The following is a 23,172-nucleotide window of genomic DNA, read 5'->3' as shown; positions in this document are numbered from 1 at the left end:
ACACCGAAAAATGGAGATGAAAATGACCAATATTCAGTATCGATGGATCATCGTGGCGGCCGGCGGCCTTCTCGGCTGCCTCGCCATCGGATCGATGTTTTCCCTGCCCGTTTTCCTCATGCCCATCTCGCGCGATACCGGATGGTCGGTCACCGGCGTGTCGAGTGCGATGACCATAGGTTTTGTCGCCATGGCATTCGCCAGCATCGCCTGGGGCAGCCTGTTCGATCGGTGGGGGCCGCGTCCCATCGTTTTTGCCGGCTCGGTCCTGCTTGCCGCCAGCCTCGCGTCGGCAAGCCTGACGACATCGCTAGAGCACATCCTGTTCAATCCGGGTCATATCCAGCAGCCCTGAAGTAGTTTGCGCATTCTGCCGGTGTGAAGCGGGGGATCAAGGCGCCGACGGCATCCCATAGAGCATCGATCTTTCGCTCCGCCCGCGCCCGCAACATGGCTTTCAATTTCGAGAATGCGTTTTCGATGGGATTGAAGTCGGGACTATAGGGCGGCAGGAACATGAGCTTGGCGCCGGCGCGCTCGATGGCATCCCGCACACCGGATGTCTTGTGTGCCGGCAAGTTGTCCATGACGACGACATCACCGACCTGAAGAGTCGGGACCAGCACCTGCTCGACGTAGGCCAGGAAGACGTTACCGTTCATGGCGCCATCATAGACAAATGGCGCGGTCATTCCGGTGAGACGCAATGCTCCGGTGAAGGTCGTTGTTTTCCAATGGCCATGTGGCACGCCGGCGCGGCAACGCTCGCCTCGAATTGCACGCCCGCGCAGACGTGCCATCTTCGTCGAAAGGCCGGTTTCGTCTATAAATATTAGCTTCTCGGGATCGAGGTCGAGCTGACCATCAAACCAGACGCGCCGACGCTTCAGGACATCCGGCCGGTCTTGCTCCAGTGCATGTGCGGACTTTTTTTAAAGGTCCATCCGCGGCCTCGCAACCAGGCACCAAGTGCACTCCGGCTGATCCTCACTTGCCGCTCGACGGACAAGCGCTCGACCATTTCATCGAGCGTTACGTCCTTACGGTCTTCGATTAGCTCAACAACGAATGCCTCGTGTGCGTCCAGCACCGACGGTCGTCGCCAACCTTGCGGCCGGGAGGTCGGCTCGCCGTCTTTCGCTCTTGCGATCCACCGGATGGCCGTCGAAATCCCAACCCCGAACCGGGCTGCGGCTTGCCTTGCTGACATGCCGGCCGCAGACGCCTTTAATACGCGTAGTCGAAGATCATCGCTCAATGCTTGCGCCATCACCCACCTCATCGCTGTGGATGTTGAATCAGCTTCGGCTCGCCGCGTCACCTCACAATCGATTCATCGATCACAGGATCTGCTCTAGTGGCCTTCCAGCTCATCTTCGGGCTTGCCGTCGGCACCGCGATAGCGGCAATCTTCGCGCCGATGATGGCCTGCGTCACCGGCTGGTTCGACACGCATCGAAGCCTCGCGGTTTCGCTGGTTTCGGCCGGTATGGGCATGGCGCCGATGACCATGTCGCCCTTCGCGGCGTGGCTCGTGTCGATCTACGACTGGAGAACATCGCTCCAGATCATCGCCATACTGGTGGCAGTCGTGATGATCCCGGTTTCCTTCCTCGTCCGGCGTGCCCCGGCTCTGGAAAAAAACGATGCCGCTGCCCCCGCCGACGGCGAACTTCAGTCCTCCATGTCGACGCGACAGGTGTTGAGATCGCCCCAGTTCATCATCCTGCTGCTCACCAATTTCTTCTGCTGTGCCACCCATTCGGGGCCGATCTTCCACACCGTGAGCTATGCGGTGACCTGCGGAATTCCGATGATAGCCGCCGTGTCGATCTACAGCGTCGAAGGCCTGGCAGGCATGGGTGGCCGCGTCGTGTTCGGCATTCTCGGAGACAGGTTCGGTGCCAAGCAGGTGCTCGTTCTCGGTCTGCTGGCCCAGGCGTTCGGCGCGCTGGCCTATGTTTTCGCACAAGGTCTCGGGTCATTCTATACGGTCGCCGCCCTGTTCGGCTTCATCTATGCCGGTGTCATGCCGCTCTATGCGGTGATCGCTCGCGAGAATTTCCCGATGCGGATGATGGGCACGGTGATCGGCGGGACAGCAATGGCTGGCGGTCTGGGCATGGCGACCGGCCCTCTGGCCGGAGGGCTGATCTACGACACGCTTGCCAGCTATACTTGGCTCTATGTCGGCTCCTGGGGTATCGGGATCGGCGCCTTCCTGATCGCCTTGACCTTCAAGCCTTTTCCGAAGGGTCGACAGGCGGTGCCGGCCCTCGACGCCGCCTGATGCCCCAGCGAGCAGCAGTGATCCAGACGAGGCAAAGCCAGGGCGGGATATCGGCTGCGAGGAGATGGAAGACCCTGCCGCGGGTTTTGCGACGAAGGCGCCTTGTTTTTTGAGATCTGCGTTCTCTATAGATGGGGACGGCGAGGTTTTTTCCGAATGCAAAGCAATGAGATCGCGGCTCTGATCAATCGCGTGGCGATGGGTGATCGCAAAGCGTTCGCCTCGTTGTATAATGCGACGAGCCCGAAACTATTTTCGATCTACCTGCGTATCTTGAAAGACAGGGCCGACGCGGAAGAAGCGCTCCAGGAAATCTATGTCAGGGTCTGGCAGCGCTCCAGGACCTTTGCCGTGGATACCGGTTCGCCCCTCGCCTGGTTGGCGGCGATCGCGCGCAACCACGCGATCGACATCCTGCGGGCCAGGAAACCTGTCGCCGAAGACCTTGATGCTGCTTACGACCTTGCCGATGACGGCACGCTCGATCCCGAACAGCAGGTGGCCAACGCGGATGAAGGCCGTCGCATCGACAGGTGCATGCAGGAGCTCGATTCCGCGCATGCACGTGCAGTTCGACGTGCCTATGTGGAAGGTTTGAGTTATCTTGAACTGGCGGAAGAATTGAAGGTACCGTTGAATACGGTGCGCACGTGGCTGCGCCGGAGCCTTCTCAAGTTGAGAGAGTGCATGGAGCGATGACGTCGGGCGAACAAAGTCAGGGCAGGCGGCCGCAGGACGAGATCCTGGCCGGCGAATATGTGCTCGGCGTTCTCTCACTCGAGGCTCGCCACGCCGTTGAACAGCGGATGGCGAGCGATCGTGCCTTTGCACGGATTGTCGAACGGTGGCAGGCGGATCTTGCCTCCTTCAACGACGACTACCAGGACGTGGCACCGCGCCCGGTGGTTTTTGGCCGGATAGAAACCCGTCTCTTCGGTCCTGCCCGGGTTGCCGCCCCCTCGTGGGATCTGTGGAATTCCGCGGTGTTCTGGCGATGGTTCGCGCTTGGCACGTCGGCGGTTGCTGTCGCTGCCGTGTTTTATGCGTCGGGTGTGATTCCAAGGCCGCAGGGAGCCGCTCCGCTGGTGGCGGAATTGTCCTCGACCAATGACCAGATCAACTTGCTTGCGTCCTATGATGCCGGAAACGGCCGGTTGCGGATCGTGCCGGTCGCGGCCGGCGGACGCGAAGAGAAATCGCTGGAGCTGTGGCTGGTACCCGGAAGCGGCGATCCGCGTTCGCTCGGCGTGTTCCAACCGGATCGGGCCGGCGAACTCATCATTCCTGCCGATCTTCGCCGCAACATGGCCGAAGGCGCGACGCTTGCCGTCAGCCTTGAACCGTTCGGTGGTTCGCGGACCGGCCTGCCCACCGGCCCGGTAGTGGCAAGCGGTGCCGCCCACCGACCATGACGGCGAAAGCTGAAGGTCAGGCCGCAGTCTCGCCGATATCCCAATAGAGCCCGGCCATCATCGCGAGGCCCTCCCGGACGATCGAGATCGGCAGGTGCTCGTTGGGCGCATGCTGCAGGCAGCCGGGATAGGAATGGGGAATCCAGATCGTCGGCAGGCCGAGCAGATCCGAGAAAATGTTGTTCGGCAGCGAGCCGCCGAGATTGGGCAGGATTGCCGGCGGAGTGCCGAGCGTCTTCTCGATCGAGGCGACAACGCGGCTGACCCATGGATGATCGGGATCAAGGCGGCTCGCGAGGAAGATCGCGTCGGTCGGGTCCTTGACCACCACCCGGTCATAACCCGCATCGATCAGTGCTTTGCGAACGGCGGGGACCACCGCATCGGGATCGACGCCGACCGGGAAGCGGAGCTGCATGCGGGCGCGAGCTTTTGGCGGGATGGCGTAGAGCGGCTGGGCTAGGTTGCCGCATTCCATTTCCATCACCTCGAAGGAACTCCAGGCAAACACCTTCTCCTCCGGCGTCAAGCCCGGCTCGCCCCACCACGGTTCGATCGGCGGGTCTCCGGCGGTCGGCGTGATGTGGCAATCCTTCAGTGCGGTGCGGACATTTTCCGGGATCGAACCCGGCGTCATCTCGGGCACCTTGATCTGGCCGGTGCGGCCGACCAGCGCGGTGATCGCGTGGCAGAGTTCGATGCCGGGATTGGAGAGGATGCCGCCCCAGTTGCCGGAATGCTGAAAACTTTCGCGGGCGTTGATCTCCAGATGGAAGGGCATGCCGCCGCGGGCGCCGAGGAAGATCGTTGGCCGTTCGAGCGCGAGGCGTGGGCCGTCCGAGGCGATGAAGACGTCCGCCTTCAGCTCGTCCCGATGCGCTGCGCACATTTCCTCCAGCCCCAGCGAGCCGGATTCCTCGCCCATCTCGATCAGGTATTTGAGGTTGAAGCCGAGCGAGCCTTTGACCGCGAGCAATGCTTCGACGGCGGCGAGGTTCACGGCGTGCTGGCCTTTGTTGTCAGCCGTGCCGCGGCCGTACCAGGCGCCGTTCTTCTCGGTCATCTCGAAGGGCGAGAGGTCTGCCTCCCACTGGCCGTCGAGACCGGCGACGACATCGCCGTGGCCGTACTGCAGGACGGTCGTGAAGCGCGGGTCTTCGATGCGTTCAGCGAGCAGGAAAGGGCCGGGAGCTTTATCGTTTTCGTAGATCTTCGTCGTAAAGCCAAGCCATTCGAAAAACGGCTGCATGTCCTCGGTGACATAGCGCCAGAGGTCCGGCTTGTTGGCTGCGACGCGGCTGGCAGACGGGATCGCCACGCGTTTGCGCAGCGTGGCCTCAAATGAGCCGTCGTCGAGATAACCGACGGCCTTGTCGATCGTTGCTTGGCGGGAGGCAATCGTCATCGCGGCATCCTTGGAAACTCAGGCCGTCCTGGCGTTCACGGCGGGAAAGACCGTCGCGTTCGACAGATCGAGATCGAAATGGCAGCGGAACATGCCGCTTGCCTCGGTCGCCTTCTGTGGCGGCACGGTATTGCGACAGATGTCCTGCGCGAAGGGACAGCGCGTATGGAAACGGCAGCCGGAGGGCGGGAAGGCCGGGTTCGGCAGTTCGCCGGCAATCGGATGCAGCGAACGGTCGCTGGTATCCATGTCGGGCGCGGCATCGATGAGCAGGCGAGTATAGGGGTGGCGCGGCTTGCGGAAAAGCTCTTCCGCCGTCGCCTCCTCGACCAGTTCGCCGAGATACATGACACCGATCCGGTCGGCCATGATGCGCACGACCGAGAGATTGTGGGTGATGAACAGACTGGTGAGATGAAGGTTCTTCTGCAGGTCGCGGAGCAGATTGAGGATCTGCGCCTGTACCGAGACGTCGAGCGCCGAGGTCGGTTCATCGAGGATCAGGAATTCCGGTTCGCCGGCAAGTGCCCGGGCGATGCAGATGCGCTGCCGCTGACCACCTGAAAATTCCTGCGGGTATTTTTCGGCGTCCGCTGCGGAAAGGCCGACCTGGATCAGCAGTTCGTCGACGCGGGCGCGGATCGCGGTGCGGCCGGTGCGCAGCTTATGCACCCGGATCGGCTCGGCGATGATGTCCTCGATTGTCCAGCGGCCATTGAGCGAGGAATAAGGATCCTGGAAGATCATCTGCAGGCGCGGTTTATTGCCGGCAGCATTCGGCGGAAAGCTGATCTCGCCCGATGTGGGCGCCATCAGGCCGGAGACGAGACGCGCCAGCGTGGACTTGCCGCAGCCGCTTTCGCCGACCAGGCCCATGGTCTCGCCATGGTGGACTGTGAGGCTGACGTCGCTGACGGCCTTGGTGCCGCCGGTCTCGTTCTTCTTCAGCCGCTCGAGGAGGCTCTGGTTGCGGCGATAGACCTTGCTGACGTGATTGAGGATGAGGAAATCGGAAGCGCTCATGCGGGCACCCTTTCCAGCGGGTGGAAGCAGGAAAAGGCAGAGCTTTCATCCTGATAAAGCGGCGGTATGGTCGCGCGACAATCGCCTTCCGCCTTGAAACAGCGCGGATTGAAGGCGCAGCCGGGTGGAACTGCCCCGAGCCCCGGCATGGCGCCGGGGATCTGGTCGAGCCGCATCTCGCCGGTGGCGGACGGCATTGGCGTCGCGCGGATCAGGCCCCGCGTATAGGGATGTTTCGGCGCATTGAAGAGCTCGCCGACCGGGCTGATCTCGGCGACGCGGCCGGCATAAAGCACCGCGACGCGATCGGCCATCTTGGCGATGACGCCAAGGTCGTGGGTGATCAGCATCATGCTGACATTGCTTTCGCGATGCAGGTCGCGCAGCAGTTCGAGGATATGCGCCTGGACGGAGACGTCGAGCGCCGTGGTCGGCTCGTCGGCTATGACCAGCACCGGGTCGGCGCAGAGTGCCAGAGCGATCACCACACGCTGCCGCATACCGCCGGAAAGCTGGTGGGGGAAACGTTTGAACTGAACGTCCGGGTTCGGCAGGCCGACACGGTCGAGCCAGTCGAGCGCCCTTTTCTTCGTCTGGCTGCCGCTGAGTTTCAAATGCGCCTGGATGGTGTCACAGAGCTGCTGACCGATCGTGATCACCGGGTTGAGGCTGGTCATCGGGTCCTGGAAAACGAAACCGATCCGTCCGCCACGCACGCTGCGCATTGCCTTGGGGGACAACTGGTCGAGCCGTTCCCCGGCAAGGGTGATGGTGCCGCCGGTGCGTTTCAGCGGCGGCACGAGAAGGTCGATGATCGCAGCACCGGTGATCGATTTGCCGGCGCCGGACTCGCCGACGATGCCGAGCACTTCACCCGGATTGACGAAAAAGGAGACCTTGTCGAGCGCGGTGACCAGCCCTCCGTCCCGGTTGATGGTGACGGTGAGGTCGCGGACGTCGAGAAGGGGAGCGGTAGCGTTGATCATGAGCGGCCCCGCAGGCGCGGATTGTAGACGTCGCGCAGATGGTCGCCGAGGATGTTCACCGAAACGACGAAGAGGACGAGGATCAGGCAGGGCCAGACCGAGATCCACCATTCGCCCGACTGCAGGAAATTGTTGCCGTTGCGGATCAGCGTGCCGAGCGACGGCGAGGTGACCGGAATGCCAATGCCGAGAAAGCTCAAGGTCGCCTCGGTGATGATGGCGATGCCGAGATTGATGGTGGCAATGACGAGGACTGGCGCCATGACGTTCGGCAGGATGTGCAGGACGATAATGGAAAGGTTGCTGCGGCCGGTGATGCGGGCGGCCGAGACATAGTCCTGGTCGCGCTCGATCATCACGGAAGAGCGGATGGTGCGGGCATACTGGACCCAGAAGGCGATGCCGATGGACATCACGACGATGGCGATCGCGGGGCCGACGCTGCGCTCGGTGCCGAGCACCGCGCGGGCGGCACCATCGATGATCATCGCCAGCAGTAGAGCGGGATAGGCAAGCTGTACATCGGCGACGCGCATGATGAAGGCATCCACCTTGCCACCGACGAAGCCGGCGATCAGGCCGAGGCTGCCACCGAGGACGAGGCCGATGGTGACCGACAGGAAACCGACGATGATCGAGGTGCGCATGCCATAGGCCATGGCGGTGATCAGGTTGCGGCCCTGGTCGTCGGTGCCGAGCGGGAATTCAACCGACCCTTCCGCCATCCATGCCGGCGGAATGAAACTGTCCAGCACAGACATGCCGGAGAATTCGAACGGGTTCAGGGAGAACAGCGGGACAACGAAAGCGTAGATCAGCAGCGCGATGATCACGATCGCGCAGAAAGTGGGGCCGGGTGCCCTGCGCATGGCGCGCAGAAGCTTGGCGCCCCTGCTGCGGCGAGCGGGGCCCGCTGCCGGGGTGTTGACGACAGGCGTCATGATTGCCTCCTCAACACACGGGCGTCGATCAGCGGATAAAGCAGCTCGACGACCAGATTGATGACCATGAAGACCAGGCCGACAAAGATCAGGTAGATGGCGATGACCGGAATATCGGCGCCCTGGATCGATTGCAGGAAGAGCGAGCCGAGGCCCGGCCAGGCGAAGACATTTTCGGTCACCACTGAAAAGGCAATGATGTTGCCGAGCTGCAGGCCGAGCATGGTGATGACCGGCAGCAGCGTGTTCTTGATCGCATAGACATACCAGATGCGCGCTTCCGACAGGCCGCGGGCGCGGGCAAAGCGGATATGTTCGCTCTGGCCGACTTCCATCAGCTGGGTGCGCAGCATGCGGATGATGAAGGCGACCTGGAAGGTGGAAAGCGTCGCTGCCGGCAGGAGGATCGCCCGCCAGCCGGAGACGGTCAGGAGCCCGGTCTTCCAGAAGCCGAGATCGACCACCGTGCCGCGCCCGAACGAGGGGAGCAGGCCGAGCTGGACGGAAAATACCGCGATCAGCAGGATGCCCACGACGAAATTCGGAAGCGTGATGCCGGCCGTGGAGATCAGCATGATGAAGCGGCCGAACAACGAATTCGGGTTGACGCCGCAATAAATGCCGGCCGGCACTCCGACCACGATCGTAATCAGCAGGCTGACGAAGGCGAGCTCGACAGTGGCGGGCAGGCGTTCTGCAATCAGGTTGGCGACCGGGTCCTGGGTGCGATAGGAAAAGCCGAAATCACCTTGCAGCATGTTGCCGATGAAATGCAGGAAGCGCGTCCACAGCGGCTGGTCGAGGCCGAGCTTGGCGATCAGTTCCAGCCGCTCGTTGACGGTTGCGTCGGCGGAGAGGAGCGCCGCCAGCGGGTCGCCGATATTGGCGACCAGCAGGAAGGCGATGAAGCTGATCACCAGCAGGACGATGATCGTCTGCACGATCCGTGACGCGGCATAATTCAGCACAACAAATTCCTTAGCAGCAGCTATCCCCGAGCCGATCGAGGAAGGCGGCGCATTTCTCGAGCTCGGAGATCGCAACCGATTCGTCCGGCTGATGGGCATCGGCGATATCCCCCGGACCGATGACGACCGAAGGAACGCCAGCGATCTGGAAAATACCCGCTTCCGTGCCATAGGAAACATAGCGGGGTTCGGTGCGGCCGAGAAGCGCCAACAATTCCGCGTCGAGCGCCGGATCGTTGTTGGGTTTGAGGCCGGGGATGCTGGCCTGGACGTCGAAGACGATGCCGCAGGACGGATCAATGGCCTTCATGGCCGGTTCGAGCTTTTCGGCGGCAAAACGCTTCATGTGGTCCAGCACCTCATAGGTATTCTGGCCCGGAATGAGGCGCATTTCCCAGAAGAATTCGCAGTTTTCGGAGACGATATTGCCGTGCAGGCCGCCCCTGATGACGGTAACCTGGGTCGTCGAATAGGGCGGATCCAATCCTTCGAACTGCGGGCCGTTGCGCATGTCCTCGCGGATGCGGTTGATTTCGGCGATCATGTCGCCGGCGACCATCACTGCGTTGACATAGCGGTCCGGTTGCGAGGAATGGCCGGGCTTGCCCTTGATGCGGCACCAGCCGATCAGCCCGCCCTTGTGGGCGGCGATCATATCCATGCTGGTCGCTTCGCCGATGACGGCAAGGCGCGGCTTCAGGTCGCTCTGGCCCACCCATTCGGCCATCGAGCCGACGCCGGTGCAGCCGACCTCCTCGTCATAGGAAAAGGCGAGGTGGACGGGCTTCTTGAGGTTCTTGGCGGCAATGCCGGGCACGGCTGCCAGACAGCAGGCGAGGAAGCCCTTCATGTCGGTGGCACCGCGACCGATCAGGCGGCCGTTCACTTCTCGGAGCGTCCACGGATCGCCGGTCCAGGCCTGGCCTTCGATCGGCACCACATCCGTATGGCCGCTGAAGATGATGCCGCCGGGCGCTTCCGGGCCGATCGTGATCAGCACGTTTGCCTTGTCGCCCTCGGGATTGGCAAACCGCCGGACGCGCGCGCCGAAGGGAGCGGTCTGGTCTTCTACATATTTGAGCAGGTCGAGGTTCGATACGGCACTGACCGTGGGATAAGACACGAGGCAGGCAAGCTGCCTCGTTATATCGGTTGCAATGGTCATTACTTCACCGTGAAATAACGCAGCGGGTAGGCAAGGTCGGCCGGCTGGACGACGGTGACATTGTCCTTCACGCCCCAGAGAATGTTCAACTGGTGGAGCGGAATGAAGGCGACGTCGGCCTTCATGAGCTTGAAGGCCTGGGTGATGTAGCCGGTGCGCTTGGCCGGGTCCGTCTCCTTGCCGATCAGGTCGATCAGCTTGTCGACTTCCGGATTGGAATAGCCGCCGATGTTGAAGGCGCCGAGGCCGCTCTTGGCGTCGCGGGTGGCGGCAATCGAGGTCAGGAAGATGTGCGCGTCATAGGTGGCCGGCGAATAGCCGAGCATCGCCATGCTGGTATTATATTCCGGCGGGTTGACCTGGGTCGCCCATTTGGCAGTCGGCTGGGCACGCGGATCGACCTTGATATTGATGCGGGCAAGCGAGGCGGCCACGGCAAGGCAGGTCGCTTCGTCGTTCATGAAACGGTCGCTTGTGCAATCGAGCGTAACGGAGAAGCCGTTTTCGTAGCCGGCTTCCTTCATCAGCGCCTTGGCCTTGTCGACATCGGGCTTTACCGGTGCGCCGAGGGCAGCGTCGAAACCGTTGACTTCCTTGCCGATCGGCAGGCCGACCGGAACCGAGAAATTGCGCATGATGCGCTTCTGGATCGCGCCGGTATCGATCGCCAGTTCCATGGCCTGGCGGACCTTGAGCTCCTTGAAGGGGTTCTTGGTCTTTTCGCTGCCGAAGATCAGGCTGTCGCGGGCGACATCGGGCTGGATGTAGATGGTGCGAAGGTCTGGGCCTGCCTGCATATGCAGCTTCGGATCGTTCTCGATGCGCTCGGCATCCTGCGGCGGCACGCCGTCGATCATGTCGACTTCGCCGGAGATGAGGGCGGATACGCGGGTCGACGGGTTGGGGATCACGAAGAACGTCGCATTGTCGACATTGCCGGTCTTCTTGTCCCACCAGCCCGGGTTCGGCGCAAAGACCGTCTTCACGCCCGGATCACGCTCCTTGATGACGTAGGGACCGGTGCCCATGGCATTGCGGTTGGCAAAGGTCTCGGTGGCGTTGTTGGCTGCACCCGGCTGCACGGTGTTGTTCGCTTCGGCCCATTCCTTGTCCATGATGTACCAGTTGGTGATCTGGTTCGGCAGGATCGGGTTGATGGCGCGGGTCTTGATGCGGATCTTGTGATCGTCGACCTTCTCGATCGAAGCGATCGAATTGAGGTTTGCCTTGATGCCGCCGGCCTGGCCGCGGGTCAGCGAGAAGACCACGTCATCGGCGGTGAAGGCATTGCCGTTCGAAAATTTCACGTCCTTGCGGAGGTTGAATTCCCAGGTCGTGCCGTCGATCTGCTTCCAGTCGGTCGCAAGTGCCGCCTCGATCTTCTGCTCGGCGTTACGGCGCACAAGCGGTTCGTAGACATTGGCAAGAACGGCGAAGATCAGCGTGTTCGAGACCGCATGGGGATCGAGCGTATAGGCATCGAGCGGGCCGGCGAACTTGAAATCCGCCGCCTGGGCCATGCCTCCAAGCGGAGCGGCGATCGCGGCTGCGGCGATGGTACCCAGCAGCATCTTACGTTTGAATGCAGAAAACGGGAAAGGCATCATGATCTCCTAAGCGCGCCACGAGACAGTCGGAATACGGAACAACGATGCGGTAGATATTTTATAGTTAAAATATCTCGACGGAGTGAGCTCTGGAATTGTGAGCATGCAGCGTTCCCTGTCGTTGTTTTGAGATGCCTACTTGCGAGGCTTGGGCAAACAATAGGCGAATTAAGGAAACATGCAAGCATGTTTGATCAAATGAGCGTAACTCTTTTGGGTGGGCAAATCACAGGCACGCGGAAGCGTTTCCGCAGCCTTTAGCGGATCAAAATATCGCAGATATTTCAGCTCATTAGAGCTTAAACGTCACCCGGTGGCGCTCAAGCCTTGGCAAACATCGGACCGCCTTTATGGGCAGGAAAGCCGTAACCGTTGATCATCACCAAGTCGATGTCGCTGCTCCTCGCGGCGATCCCTTCCGCCAGCAACGCCTCACCTTCCAATGACATTGCGCCGAGCAATCTTTCGAGAATATCGCTCTTCGAAAATGTGCGTGGCGTGATGCCCTTTTTGGCCCGCGCGGCCTCTATGATAGCGGTCACTTCCGGATCGATGCTGCGCTTGCCGTCCGGATAATCGTACCAGCCGCGGCCGGTTTTCTGGCCCAGGCGTCCCGCCTCGCACAGCGCATCGGCAATCTCGACATAGCGCACAGAGGGATCACGGGTAGCCGCCTGCCGCTTGCGGCGGGCCCAGGCGATTTCCAGGCCTGCCATGTCGTAGACGGCGAACAAGCCCATGGGGAAACCGTAGTCTTCCAGCGCAGCGTCGACCTCGTGCGGCAGGGCGCCGTCTTCCAATAGGAATTCGGCTTCGCGGCGATAGGCGGAAAAGATGCGGTTGCCGATGAAGCCTTCGGTGACGCCCGTGACGACCGGCAACTTGCGCAGTTTCTTGGCAACCGCCAGTCCCGTGGCCAGCACATCCGGTGCGGTCTTGGCGCAACGCACGACTTCCAGGAGGCGCATCACATGGGCGGGCGAAAAGAAATGCAGGCCAAGCACCCGCTCCGGGTGGGCGGTCGCGGCGGCGATCTCGTCCGGGTTTAGGTAGCTGGTATTGGTCGCCAGCACGGCATCGGAACGGATGACCTTGTCGAGACGCCGGAAGAGATCAGTCTTGACCGCGAGATCGTCGAACACGGCTTCGACGAGGAGATCGCAAGGGGCGAGATCGACATCTTCCGCGGTTACGGAAAGCCGCGCCTTCTGGGCTTCGAACCCGGCCTGGTCGAGACGGCCTGCGGCGACATTGCGTTCCAGCAGGCCGATGATGCGCTGGCGGCCCTTTTCAGCGGCTTCGGCAGTCTGGTCGAGGCCGATCACTGAATAACCGGCGCCAAGAGCGGCGGCGACGATGCCGCTGCCCATCAGGCCAAGGCCGCAGATGCCGATCGTCTCGACCGGGCGAGGCTTGACGCCTTCCAGTCCCTCGACCTTCGAGGACTCGCGTTCGGCGAAGAAGACATGACGCAGCGCCGCAGCCTCCCGGCTGTCGCGCAGCGCGAGGAAGGTGGCGCGTTCATCTGCCAGTCCTTCGGCGAGCGGGCGATTGGACGCGGTGACCAGCCGAACTGCTTCCGCGGGCGCCTTCTGGCCGCGCGCCTTGGCGAGGATTTTGACTGAAGCCTTTTCGATCTCGGCCGGATCGACAGCGGCGACGTTCAGATCGCCCGTGCGGCGGAGAGGTTTGCCAGCCAATGCCGAAGCAGCGGATATTGCAGTCCCGACGAGATCACCGGCGCCCACCTCGTCGATGATCCCGAGCTTCAGGGCCTCGTCGACCTTCACGGAACGTCCCGAGGTGATCAGGTCGAGTGCTGCCGGGATGCCGATCAGGCGCGGCAGGCGTTGCGTGCCGCCGGCGCCGGGTACGATGCCGAGTTTGACTTCCGGCAAGCCGACCTGTGCCGCCGGCGAGGCCACTCGGTAGTGGCAGGCAAGCGCAACTTCGAGACCGCCGCCGAGCGCTGCACCGTTCAGCGCAGCGACCACGGGCTTCGACAGGCTTTCGATCTTCTCGATGACATCAGGCAAGGTCGGCTCCATGGCCGGCTTGCCGAATTCCTTCATGTCGGCGCCGCCGATGAACGTCTTTCCGGCGCCGGTGACGACGATACCGGTCACATCGGCCGTCGTTTCGCTATGGGCGAGAGCTTTTTCAAGCCCGCTGCGGACATCGACGGAGGTGGCGTTGACCGGCGGATTGTCGATCGTGACGACCAGAACTCCGTTGCGGGTCGTGGCGGAAACCGTGGCGGAAAATTCGATCGTCTTGCTCATGATTGCCTCAGGCCGGAATGACGGCGGTCGCCTGGATTTCGATTTTGGCGCGGTCTTCCACCAGCGCCACGACCTGCATGGCGGCCATGGCCGGGAAGTGCTTGCCGATGATCTCGCGATAAACCTGGCCGATGCCCTTGAGGTTGCCGAGATATTCGGCCTTGTCGGTGAAATACCAGGTCATGGTGGTGATGTGCTCGGGTCCGGCGCCGGCCTCGGCCAGCACGGCGACCACGTTCTGCAGCGTCTGCCTGACCTGGCCGACAAAATCGTCGGTTTCGAACTGGCATTGGCCATTCCAGCCGATCTGCCCGCCGACGAAGACCTGGCGGCCGTTGGCGGCGACGCCGTTGGCGTAACCGATCGGTTTTGCCCAGCCTTCAGGCTGCAGGATGGTGTGCATTACTCTTCTCCAGATGCTGTGTCAGCGCGGCGCGCATATCGTCAGGCCAGGGTAGGGCCTTGTGGGTTTCGTGCGAGGTGGCGACCAGCCGCTGCCGGGCGGTCCAGAGCAGCCTGTCGTCGGCCCGCACCTCGTATTCGAGATCGGCGGAACTGTTGCCGATCCGCATAATTTTCACGGTGAAATCCATCATATCGCCATGGTAGCCAGGGCTCTTGAACGCGACGTCCAGCGTCACGGTCGGCACACCGATCTTGCGGCGGCTGATCATGTCCGGCCAGGGCGAGCCGATCGCGCCGAAAAATTCTTCGCAGACCCCCACCAGTATGTTCAGGTAGGAGGGGAAATATGCGATGCCGGACGGGTCGCAATCTCCAAAATTCAATCGGCGGGAGGTCGTGTAAGCCATGATCGCCCTCACGCCTTCAACAGTTCGCGGGCGATAATGAGCTTTTGCACCTCGGTCGCGCCTTCGTAGATGCGCAGCGCCCGGATTTCCCGGTAGAGGCTCTCGGTGATCTCGCCGCTCTTCACCCCTCGGCCGCCAAAGATCTGCACGGCGCGGTCGATGACGCTTTGGGCGTTTTCCGTCGCCACCATCTTGGCCATCGCGGCTTCCTTGGTGGTCGGCAGGCCCTGTACGTCACGACGCCAGGCGGCCCGATAGGTGAGGAGCGCGCCCGCATCAATCTGGGCTGCCATGTCCCCGAAGGCGGCTTGCGTCAGTTGGAGGTCGGACAGGTGATTGCCGAACATCGGCCGCGCCTTGGCATAGGCGAGCGCCTCATCCAGCGCCCGCTTGGCGAAACCGAGAGCGGCGGCGGCGACGGAGGCTCGGAAAATGTCCAAAGTCCGCATGGCGATCTTGAAGCCTTCACCCGGCGCGCCCAGCAGCCGCGAAGCCGGGATGCGGCAGTTGTCGAACCGGATCGTTGCCAGCGGATGCGGGGCGATGACGTCGATGCGCTCGGCGATCGAGAAGCCGGGATCGTCGGCGAACACCACGAAGGCAGAAATGCCGCGCGTGCCGGGCGCCTCGCCGGTGCGAACGAAAACGGTGTAGACGTCAGCGATGCCGCCGTTGGAGATCCAGGTTTTTTCACCGTCGAGGATATAGTGGTCGCCGTCCTTTCGGGCAGCGCAGGCCATGGCGGCGACATCCGAGCCGGCTTCCTTCTCCGACAGTGCGAAGGCGGAGATCCATTCGCCCGACTGCGCTTTCGGCAGGACGGTTCGGCGAAGCTCCTCGGAACCGGAAAGGCCGATCGCGCCGGTGCCGAGGCCCTGCATGGCGAAGGCGAAGTCGGCAAGGCCGTCATGCCAGGCAAGCGTTTCGCGGGTAAGGCAGGCCGCGCGGCTGTCGATCGGCTGGCTGCCGCCAGCGCCGGTCGCCGCGTCGAGAAGGCCGGCGTTTCCGAGCGCTTTGACGATCGCGCGGCAGGCGCCGTCCGTATCCGAATGATCGATGAGGCTGAGCGCGCCGGATGCCGCGAAGGCATCCAGTTTTTCGGCGAGCGCCTTGTGGCTCGCGTCGAAGAAAGGCCAGTCGAGGAAATCGCGCGCCGGTCCTTTGAGCGTCGTGGGGTTGGCCATCAGTCGCCCTCGAAGACCGGCTTGCGCTTTTCGGCAAAAGCCTCGAAGGCGCGGCGGAAATCCTTGGTCGCCATGCAGATCGCCTGCGCCTGGGCTTCGGATTCAATCATCTCTTCGATGCCCATCGCCCATTCCTGGTTCAGCATGGTCTTGGTCATCGTGTGTGCGAACCATGGACCATCCGCCAGCGAATGGGCAAGCTTGGCGGCCTCTGCCTCGACCACGTCCTGCGCGTGAAGGGCGTTGAAGAAGCCCCATGCCTGCCCTTCATCCGCGTTCATCGAACGGCCGGTGAAGAGCAGTTCGGCGGCGCGGCCCTGGCCGATGATACGCGGCAGGATTCCGCAGGCGCCCATGTCGGCTCCGGCAAGGCCGACGCGGGTGAAGAGGAAGGCGGTCTTGGTTTCGGGCGTCGCCAACCGCATGTCGGAGGCCATGGCGAGGATCGCGCCGGCACCCATGCAGATGCCGTCGACGGCCGCGACGATCGGTTGCGGGCATTTCTTCATCGCCTTGACGAGATCGCCGGTCATGCGGGTGAAGGCGAGCAAGTCCGGCATCGCCATACGGGTCAGCGGCTCGATGATTTCGAAGACGTCGCCGCCGGAGGAGAAATTGCCGCCGGCGCCGGTCAGGACGATCGAGCGGATGTCGGAGGCGTAGACGAGATCGCGAAAAAGATCGCGCAGTTCCGCATAGCTTTCGAAGGTCAGCGGGTTCTTGCGCTCCGGACGATTGAGGCGAACCGTCCCGACGCGGCCGTTTTCGCTCACTTCCCAGAGGAAATGTTTCGGCTGGTAGTCGCGGAAGCTGTGCTTCATGTCCTTCATCACGTCACTCATGTTCGTCTCCTCTCCTTTTCATCGACCGGTCCCTTTCGGGCGGCAGGACTCCTCCTGGGTCAGTCGTTGGCGGAGGGCGGCAGGAAATCCACCTCGTGCGCGGCGGAAACCTTCACGATCTCCTCCACGTCGGTCATTTCGTGCAGCTCTTCGAAAAGCTTCTGGAGCTTGCGGGCCGGGGAGACCCAGAAGAGTGCCCGGCACGGCTTGTCGGATTTATTGAAGTAACCGTGAGGGATGCCGCGCGGCATGCGCACCAGATCTCCAGCCTTTGCCTTGACCCATTGGCCGTCGAGCTTCAGATCGAGTTCACCCTCCTGCACGAGGATAAATTCGTCCTGGGTCGGGTGTACGTGCACAGGCACGAACTGACCCGGCAGACTGTTGGTTTCAAAGGCGAAGGTGTCGTCGCAGACCGCCTTCGGGAAATAGACTTGGCCGAGGATATTCCAGCTGGTGCCGTTATATCCGCTACCATTCTCGGTTATGCCCTTTTCCAGTTCCATCTTGATCTCCCGGTTTCGTTCCTGATCCATGCCGAGGCCGACTAGCCTGCCATGACTTCTCCCCCGGCAACCGCGATTGCCTGTCCGTTGATCGACGCCGCTCCGGGCGATGCCAGCCACAGAATCGTGTCCGCAACTTCCTCCGGCTTCACCAGCCGCCCCTGCGGATTGCTCCTGGTAAATTCCTGTCGCGCCTGCTCGTCCGTCCGTCCGGTCTTGGCTACGATCGTCTCGATCGAGCGGGCGATCAGCGGCGTGTCCGTGAAGCCGGGGCAGACGGCGTTGACCGTGATGCCGGTCCTGGCAAGCTCCAGCGCCAGCGAGCGGGTGAGGCCGACGACGCCATGCTTTGCGGCCACATAGGCCGAAACATAGGCGTAGCCGGTGAGCCCGGCAGTCGAGGCGATGTTGATGATGCGGGCGCCCGCGCCAAAAGCCTTGAGATCCGGCAGGACGGCCTGTGTGACGAGGAATACGCCGGTGAGATCGACCGACATGACCCGGTTCCACATCTCCAGCGAGGTTTTTTCGAAGGGCGCGCTCGGGCCTTCGCCGGCATTGTTGACGAGAATGTCGACAGGGCCGAACGCGGCTCGCGCCGTCTTGAGGCCATTGTCGATGGCGATCTCGTCGGTGACGTCGAAACCGTCCGCGACGCAGACCTTGTCCCTGCCAAGCGTTGCGGCAAGTGCCTCCAGAGGTTCGGCTCGTCGGCCGGCGAGGGTGACCAGCGCACCGGCTTCCACCAGCGCCGTCGCGATCGCCGCGCCGATGCCCGAGCCCGCGCCGGTGACGAGGGCGTGACGGTTGGCAAGTCTGGCGGAGGGCGCTTCGCTCATGATGCGTTCCTTATTTCGCCGCCGGGCCGACAGCCGGAGGGGCAACGGCGGCCGCAGCACGCGCGAGGTTTGTCTCGTACTGCGCCTTGCCGGAGTAATACTGTTTTGGCCATGGAATGTCCGTCAGACCGATCTTTGCCGCTTCATGCAGAACCCAGGCCGGATCCGCGAGATGAGGACGGGCGACGGCGCAGAGATCGGCGCGGCCGGCGGCGATGATCGAGTTCGCATGATCGGCCTCCGAAATCGCGCCGACGGCGATGGTCGGGATACCGATCTCGTTGCGGATCTTGTCGGAGAACGGCGTCTGGAAAAGGCGGCCATAGACCGGTTTTTCTTCCTTCCACACCTGGCCGGACGAGCAATCGATCAGGTCGGCACCGGCATCCTTGAACATCTGCGCGTAGATCGCCGCGTCTTCCGGCGTGTTTCCGCCTTCGAACCAGTCATGGCAGGAGAGACGCACGGAAATCGGCTTGTTTTCCGGCCAGACCTCGCGGATCGCCTTGAAGACTTCCAGCGGATAACGCGCACGGTTCTCGTGGCTGCCGCCGTATTCGTCGGTGCGGATGTTGGTGAGCGGTGAAAGGAAGCTCGACAGAAGATAACCGTGCGCGCAGTGAAGTTCCAACCAATCGGCGCCGGCTTCGGCCGCATATCGGGCCGCCCGAACGTGGTCGGCCCTCACCCGATCCATGTCGGCGCGATCCATAGCCTTCGGAACCTGGCTGGTCTTGAGGTAGGGCAGAGCAGATGCCGAGATCAGATCCCAGCCGCCTTCCTCGACCGGCTGGTCGATACCTTCCCAGGCGACCTTGGTCGAGCCCTTGCGGCCGGCGTGCCCCAGCTGGATGCCGACCTTGGCGGCGGAATTGTCATGCACGAAAGTGACGAAGCGTTTCCAGGCGGCCGCCTGTTCTTCGTTCCAGAGGCCGAGGCAGCCGGGAGTGATGCGGGCGTCGGGCGAGACGCAGGTCATTTCCCCGAACACGAGGCCGGCACCGCCGAGCGCACGGGACCCGAGGTGGACCAAATGGAAATCGTCCAGCAACCCGTCCTTGGCAGAGTACATGGCCATCGGCGACATGACGATACGGTTCGGCAAATGGGTTTCGCGCAGCGAATAGGGCGTGAACATCGGCGGCAGGGTGCGGCCGTTGCCGGCCACCTCGATGCCGTTTTTCCTGGCGAACCAGCGCTCGTAACCTTCCAGCCATTTGGGATCGCGGAGGCGCAGGTTTTCGTGGCTGATGCGCTGCGAGCGGGTCAGCATCGAATACATGAACTGTTCCGGCTCCAGCGTATCGGCGTAACGCTGGCCGACCACTTCGAACCATTCCATGGCGTTGCGGGCGGCATTCTGGATGCGGGCGACGTCGACGCGGCGGATTTCCTCATAGGTTTCGAGGACTTCCGGGATCGTGTCCTTCGAATGGCCGAGCTTGTTGAACTGGTTGCTGAGCTCGATCGCATCGTCGATCGCGAGCTTGGTGCCGGAACCAATCGCAAAATGGGCGGTATGGGCGGCATCACCCATCAGCACGACATGCGAGTTGCCGTTGAAATGACTCCACTTGCCGCAGATCAGGCGGTTGAAGTTCAGCCAGGCGCTGCCGCGCAGGTGCCGGGCATTGGTCATCAGTTCGGAGCCTTCGAGGACTTCCGAGAACAGGTCCTGGCAGAAATCGATCGAGCCCTGCTGGTCCATCTGGCCGAGGCCGTGCTTTTCGTAAGCCTCTTCCGTGGTTTCGACGATGAAGGTCGAGGTCTGGTCGTCGAACTTGTAGATATGCGCCTGGAACCAGCCGTGATCCGTCTTGCGGAAGTCGAAGGTGAAGGCGTCGAAAAGCTTATTCGTGCCGAGCCAGATATAGCGGTTCGGGCGCACCACAAGGTCCGGCTCGAAGACTTCCGGATAACGGTTGCGGATCTTCGAGTTGAAGCCATCGGAGGCGATGATCAGGTCGGCATCCGGATAATCGAGATCGCCGCTGGAATCGGTCTCGAAGACGAGCTCGACGCCCAGCGCCTCGCAGCGGCGTTGCAGGATGTTCAGGAGCTTCTTGCGGCCGATGCCGACGAAGCCGTGGCCGGAGGTGCGCTGGCGCGTGCCCTTGAACAGCAGTTCGATATCGTCCCAGTGGTTGAAGGCGTCCTCGATTTCGGCCGCACTTTCCGAGTCCCACGCCTTCATCGATACCATGGTGGCATCGGAGAAGACAACGCCCCAGCCGAACGTGTCGTAAGGCTTGTTGCGCTCGACAACGGAAATGGAATGCTCGGGATGCAGCTTCTTCATCAGGAGCGCGAAATAGAGACCGGCCGGGCCGCCACCGATACAGACGATGCGCATATCCAAGTCCTCCTGACGTTCAGTCGTTCATTATTTTAAGTTTAAACTATATGGCGTTTGATCGACCCGTCAAGCGGATAATTCCGGCGACTTGGGTTTTTATAGAGTCGTCGGTTCAGGCTTCGGGCTCGCTCTCAGACCGTACTCTTGCAGGACTCTTGCAGGGCGGCGGGGATGATTTGCGGCGACGCCGGTAGTTTTCACGCCGAAACGATCAAATAATATGCATTAGCATATATAATGATTCTTGTTGCTCGCTCTCCCTGTCCCGCTGGATGATCGGCTGAAGCAGCGCTGACCGTTCTGGCGGCATTTGTGAATTGACAAATGGCGGGTGTCGAAAATATGCTTTTGCAAATGATTATGGATTGAAGCCGACAAGGCGAAGGGGAACTGCCATGGCCGAGCGATCTTTTGCGCGCGAAGTCGAGGATCTCAAACTAGGAGAAGGCGAGATTTTTCGTGGGGAAGGCATTCTGGCCATCACCAAGGCGCTGCTGCAATCCGGCGTTTCCTATGTCGGCGGTTACCAGGGCTCTCCGATCTCGCATCTGATGGACGTACTGGCCGATGCCAAGGACATCATGGAGGATCTCGGGGTTCATTTCGAGACCTCGGCGTCGGAAGCGGCAGCGGCGGCGATGTTGTCTGCCTCGGTGATGTATCCGGTACGCGGTGCCGTGACATGGAAATCGACGGCCGGTACCAATGTCGCGTCGGACGCGCTCTCCAACCTGTCCTCCGGCGGCGTCAATGGTGGAGCGCTGATCATCCTCGGCGAGGATTTCGGCGAAGGCTCTTCGATCATGCAGGAACGCAGCCATGCGTTCGCGATGAAGTCGCAGATGTGGCTTCTCGACCCGCGTCCCAACCTGTCGGCGATGGTTCAGGCCGTGGAAGATGGCTTCCAGCTTTCGGAAGCCTCCAACACCCCTGTCATGCTGGAGGTACGCATCCGTGCCTGTCACGTGCACGGCCAGTTCGTTGCCAAGGATAACCAGCGGCCTAAGTTCACGCTCCGCGAGGCGCTGGAAAACCCGGTCCGCGACGTTAACCGCATCGTCCTGCCGCCGGCGAATTTCGGGCAAGAGAAGGACAAGCTGGAGCGCCGTTGGCCGGCTGCCGTCAACTTCATCAGGCAAAAGAAGCTCAACGAGCATTTCGGCCCCGAAGAAGGCGAGATCGGCATCATTACGCTTGGCGGTCTCTATAATGGCGTCATGCGCGGCCTGCAGCAGCTCGGCCTGGCCGATGTCTACGGCAATTCCTCGGTGCCGATCTATGTGATGAACGTCGCCTATCCGACGATCGATGACGAGGTCGTCGATTTCTGTCTCGGCAAGAAAGCCGTGATCATGGTGGAAGAAGGCGCGCCCGAATATATCGAGCAGACGCTCCATACGCTGATGCGCCGTCGCGACATCCAGACCCGCCTGCACGGCAAGGACATCCTGCCGCTCGGCGGCGAATATACCGCGCCCGTGATGATGAAGGGGCTGAAGACCTTCATCGAGATGTACGATCGCCTGCTTCTCGGCAATCAGCCGCCGGTGCCGGATCCGAGCGATGTTCTCAACGACCCCAAGGTGAAGGCTCTGGCCGAAGTCGTGCCGGCGCGTCCGGCCGGTTTCTGTACCGGCTGTCCGGAGCGGCCGATCTTTGCGGCCATGAAATTGGTCGAAAAGGAACTCGGCGAACATCACGTCTCGGCCGATATCGGCTGTCACCTGTTCTCGATCCTGCCGCCCTTCAATATCGGTGGCACGACGATGGGCTACGGTCTCGGCCCTGCTTCCGCTTCCGCCTTCAATGTCGAGGCGGACAAACGCTCTATCGCCGTCATGGGCGACGGCGGCTTCTGGCACAACGGCCTGGCGACCTCGGTCGGCAATGCGGTGTTCAACAAACAGGACGGCGTCATCCTCGTCGTCGACAATTTCTATTCGGCGGCGACCGGCGGGCAGGACATTCTCTCCTCCCGCGCCATCAACCCGAACCGCAAGACCAACAATTCGATCGTCAATGCGGTGAAGGGCATCGGCGCCACCTGGGTGCGCCAGATCGACCGGACCTATGACGTCGCCAAGATGCGCGACACGCTGAAGGAAGCGCTGACGAGCAAGGAAAAAGGCCCGAAGATCATCGTTGCCTCTTCCGAATGCATGCTGAACAAGCAGCGCCGCGTGAAGCCGCAGTTCAATCAGGCGGTCAAGGACGGCAAGCGCATGGTGAAGGAGCGCTTCGGGGTGGACGAGGACGTCTGCACCGGGGATCACGCCTGCATCCGTCTTTCCGGTTGCCCGTCGCTGTCGGTCAAACACACGGATGATCCTTTGAAAGACGATCCGGTTGCGGCGATCGACAATAGCTGCGTCGGCTGCGGCAACTGCGGCGAGGTTTCCGAGGCCGCCGTTCTCTGTCCGTCGTTCTATCGCGCCGATATCATCCACAATCCGACCGGCTGGGACAAGTTCCTATCGAAATTCCGCGCTTCGGTGATCGGCTGGCTGCAGGCGCGCCGTGCCGCCGGCCGCGTCGTTTTCGCGGAGGCTTGATC

19 protein-coding genes and 2 pseudogenes are annotated in these 23,172 nt (G+C 61.9%); 5 read left to right on the top strand and 16 right to left on the bottom strand.

What is annotated here, in order from left to right:
* Nucleotides 1–22: 22 nt before the first annotated feature.
* Nucleotides 23–313: pseudogene (locus tag RG540_RS19360) on the top strand (MFS transporter); the annotation flags it as partial.
* Between the two features lie 13 nt (nt 314–326).
* Here RG540_RS19360 and RG540_RS31750 read toward each other — a convergent pair.
* A protein-coding gene (locus tag RG540_RS31750; protein WP_174479289.1) for an IS630 family transposase occupies nt 327–1,270 on the bottom strand; the annotation gives its coding sequence in 2 pieces (ribosomal slippage) (nt 327–934 and nt 934–1,270; 945 coding nt in all).
* An 81-nt stretch (nt 1,271–1,351) separates the two neighbouring features.
* Here RG540_RS31750 and RG540_RS19345 point away from each other — a divergent pair.
* The 3 genes and pseudogenes from RG540_RS19345 to RG540_RS19335 all read left to right on the top strand — a co-directional run.
* A pseudogene (locus RG540_RS19345) lies at nt 1,352–2,290 on the top strand (MFS transporter); the annotation flags it as partial.
* Between the two features lie 156 nt (nt 2,291–2,446).
* Nucleotides 2,447–2,989 (top strand): sigma-70 family RNA polymerase sigma factor, encoded by a 543-nt coding sequence (locus RG540_RS19340; protein WP_038591287.1) that lies wholly within the window; start codon nt 2,447–2,449, stop codon nt 2,987–2,989.
* The gene (locus tag RG540_RS19335; protein ID WP_038591284.1) at nt 2,986–3,702 is read left to right on the top strand and encodes an anti-sigma factor; all 717 of its coding nucleotides are present in this window, start codon (nt 2,986–2,988) and stop codon (nt 3,700–3,702) included. The genes RG540_RS19340 and RG540_RS19335 overlap by 4 nt, the downstream gene beginning before the upstream one ends.
* Nucleotides 3,703–3,718: 16 nt before the next feature.
* Here RG540_RS19335 and RG540_RS19330 read toward each other — a convergent pair whose 3' ends face one another.
* The 15 genes from RG540_RS19330 to RG540_RS19260 form a co-directional block, all read right to left on the bottom strand.
* Nucleotides 3,719–5,107 (bottom strand): M20 family metallopeptidase, encoded by a 1,389-nt coding sequence (locus RG540_RS19330; protein WP_038591280.1) that lies wholly within the window; start codon nt 5,105–5,107, stop codon nt 3,719–3,721.
* An 18-nt stretch (nt 5,108–5,125) separates the two neighbouring features.
* Nucleotides 5,126–6,130 (bottom strand): ABC transporter ATP-binding protein, encoded by a 1,005-nt coding sequence (locus RG540_RS19325; RefSeq protein ID WP_038591277.1) that lies wholly within the window; start codon nt 6,128–6,130, stop codon nt 5,126–5,128.
* Nucleotides 6,127–7,116: an ABC transporter ATP-binding protein gene (locus RG540_RS19320; protein WP_038591274.1), complete on the bottom strand. Its 990-nt coding sequence runs from the start codon at nt 7,114–7,116 to the stop codon at nt 6,127–6,129. Before RG540_RS19320 ends, RG540_RS19325 begins: the two co-directional genes overlap by 4 nt.
* Complete coding sequence (locus tag RG540_RS19315) at nt 7,113–8,057, bottom strand: ABC transporter permease (protein ID WP_038591271.1); 945 nt, start codon at nt 8,055–8,057, stop codon at nt 7,113–7,115. The genes RG540_RS19320 and RG540_RS19315 overlap by 4 nt, the downstream gene beginning before the upstream one ends.
* Nucleotides 8,054–9,025, bottom strand: coding sequence for an ABC transporter permease (locus tag RG540_RS19310; RefSeq protein ID WP_038591269.1), 972 nt, complete (start codon nt 9,023–9,025; stop codon nt 8,054–8,056). The genes RG540_RS19315 and RG540_RS19310 overlap by 4 nt, the downstream gene beginning before the upstream one ends.
* A gap of 10 nt (nt 9,026–9,035) precedes the next feature.
* Nucleotides 9,036–10,190 (bottom strand): acetylornithine deacetylase, encoded by a 1,155-nt coding sequence (gene argE, locus RG540_RS19305; protein ID WP_051909529.1) that lies wholly within the window; start codon nt 10,188–10,190, stop codon nt 9,036–9,038.
* Nucleotides 10,190–11,797 (bottom strand): ABC transporter substrate-binding protein, encoded by a 1,608-nt coding sequence (locus tag RG540_RS19300; RefSeq protein WP_080724985.1) that lies wholly within the window; start codon nt 11,795–11,797, stop codon nt 10,190–10,192. The genes argE and RG540_RS19300 overlap by 1 nt, the downstream gene beginning before the upstream one ends.
* A 320-nt stretch (nt 11,798–12,117) precedes the next feature.
* A complete protein-coding gene (locus RG540_RS19295; protein ID WP_038591264.1) occupies nt 12,118–14,079 on the bottom strand; it encodes a 3-hydroxyacyl-CoA dehydrogenase NAD-binding domain-containing protein in 1,962 nt (653 codons plus the stop codon).
* A 7-nt stretch (nt 14,080–14,086) separates the two neighbouring features.
* The gene (locus tag RG540_RS19290) at nt 14,087–14,482 is read right to left on the bottom strand and encodes a RidA family protein (protein WP_038591261.1); all 396 of its coding nucleotides are present in this window, start codon (nt 14,480–14,482) and stop codon (nt 14,087–14,089) included.
* The gene (locus tag RG540_RS19285; protein ID WP_038591258.1) at nt 14,460–14,891 is read right to left on the bottom strand and encodes an acyl-CoA thioesterase; all 432 of its coding nucleotides are present in this window, start codon (nt 14,889–14,891) and stop codon (nt 14,460–14,462) included. Before RG540_RS19285 ends, RG540_RS19290 begins: the two co-directional genes overlap by 23 nt.
* Before the next feature lie 8 nt (nt 14,892–14,899).
* Nucleotides 14,900–16,075 carry an acyl-CoA dehydrogenase family protein gene (locus RG540_RS19280; protein ID WP_038591255.1) on the bottom strand — a complete coding sequence of 392 codons (1,176 nt, stop codon included), beginning with the start codon at nt 16,073–16,075 and terminating at the stop codon, nt 14,900–14,902.
* Complete coding sequence (locus RG540_RS19275; protein WP_038591253.1) at nt 16,075–16,917, bottom strand: enoyl-CoA hydratase family protein; 843 nt, start codon at nt 16,915–16,917, stop codon at nt 16,075–16,077. Before RG540_RS19275 ends, RG540_RS19280 begins: the two co-directional genes overlap by 1 nt.
* Before the next feature lie 59 nt (nt 16,918–16,976).
* The gene (locus RG540_RS19270; RefSeq protein ID WP_038594288.1) at nt 16,977–17,423 is read right to left on the bottom strand and encodes a cupin domain-containing protein; all 447 of its coding nucleotides are present in this window, start codon (nt 17,421–17,423) and stop codon (nt 16,977–16,979) included.
* A 41-nt stretch (nt 17,424–17,464) separates the two neighbouring features.
* Complete coding sequence (locus tag RG540_RS19265) at nt 17,465–18,262, bottom strand: SDR family NAD(P)-dependent oxidoreductase (protein WP_038591250.1); 798 nt, start codon at nt 18,260–18,262, stop codon at nt 17,465–17,467.
* A 10-nt stretch (nt 18,263–18,272) separates the two neighbouring features.
* Entirely contained in the window at nt 18,273–20,615 is a 2,343-nt protein-coding gene (locus RG540_RS19260; RefSeq protein ID WP_038591247.1) for a bifunctional salicylyl-CoA 5-hydroxylase/oxidoreductase, read from the bottom strand.
* A 398-nt stretch (nt 20,616–21,013) separates the two neighbouring features.
* On the opposite strand from RG540_RS19260, the gene RG540_RS19255 reads away from it, so the two are divergent.
* Complete coding sequence (locus tag RG540_RS19255; RefSeq protein WP_038591244.1) at nt 21,014–23,170, top strand: indolepyruvate ferredoxin oxidoreductase subunit alpha; 2,157 nt, start codon at nt 21,014–21,016, stop codon at nt 23,168–23,170.
* Nucleotides 23,171–23,172: the final 2 nt, after the last annotated feature.

It is taken from the genome of Neorhizobium galegae bv. orientalis str. HAMBI 540 (genome assembly GCF_000731315.1).
GTDB classification, from domain to species: Bacteria; Pseudomonadota; Alphaproteobacteria; order Rhizobiales; family Rhizobiaceae; genus Neorhizobium; species Neorhizobium galegae.
This window is presented reverse-complemented; position numbering and strand designations above follow the sequence as displayed.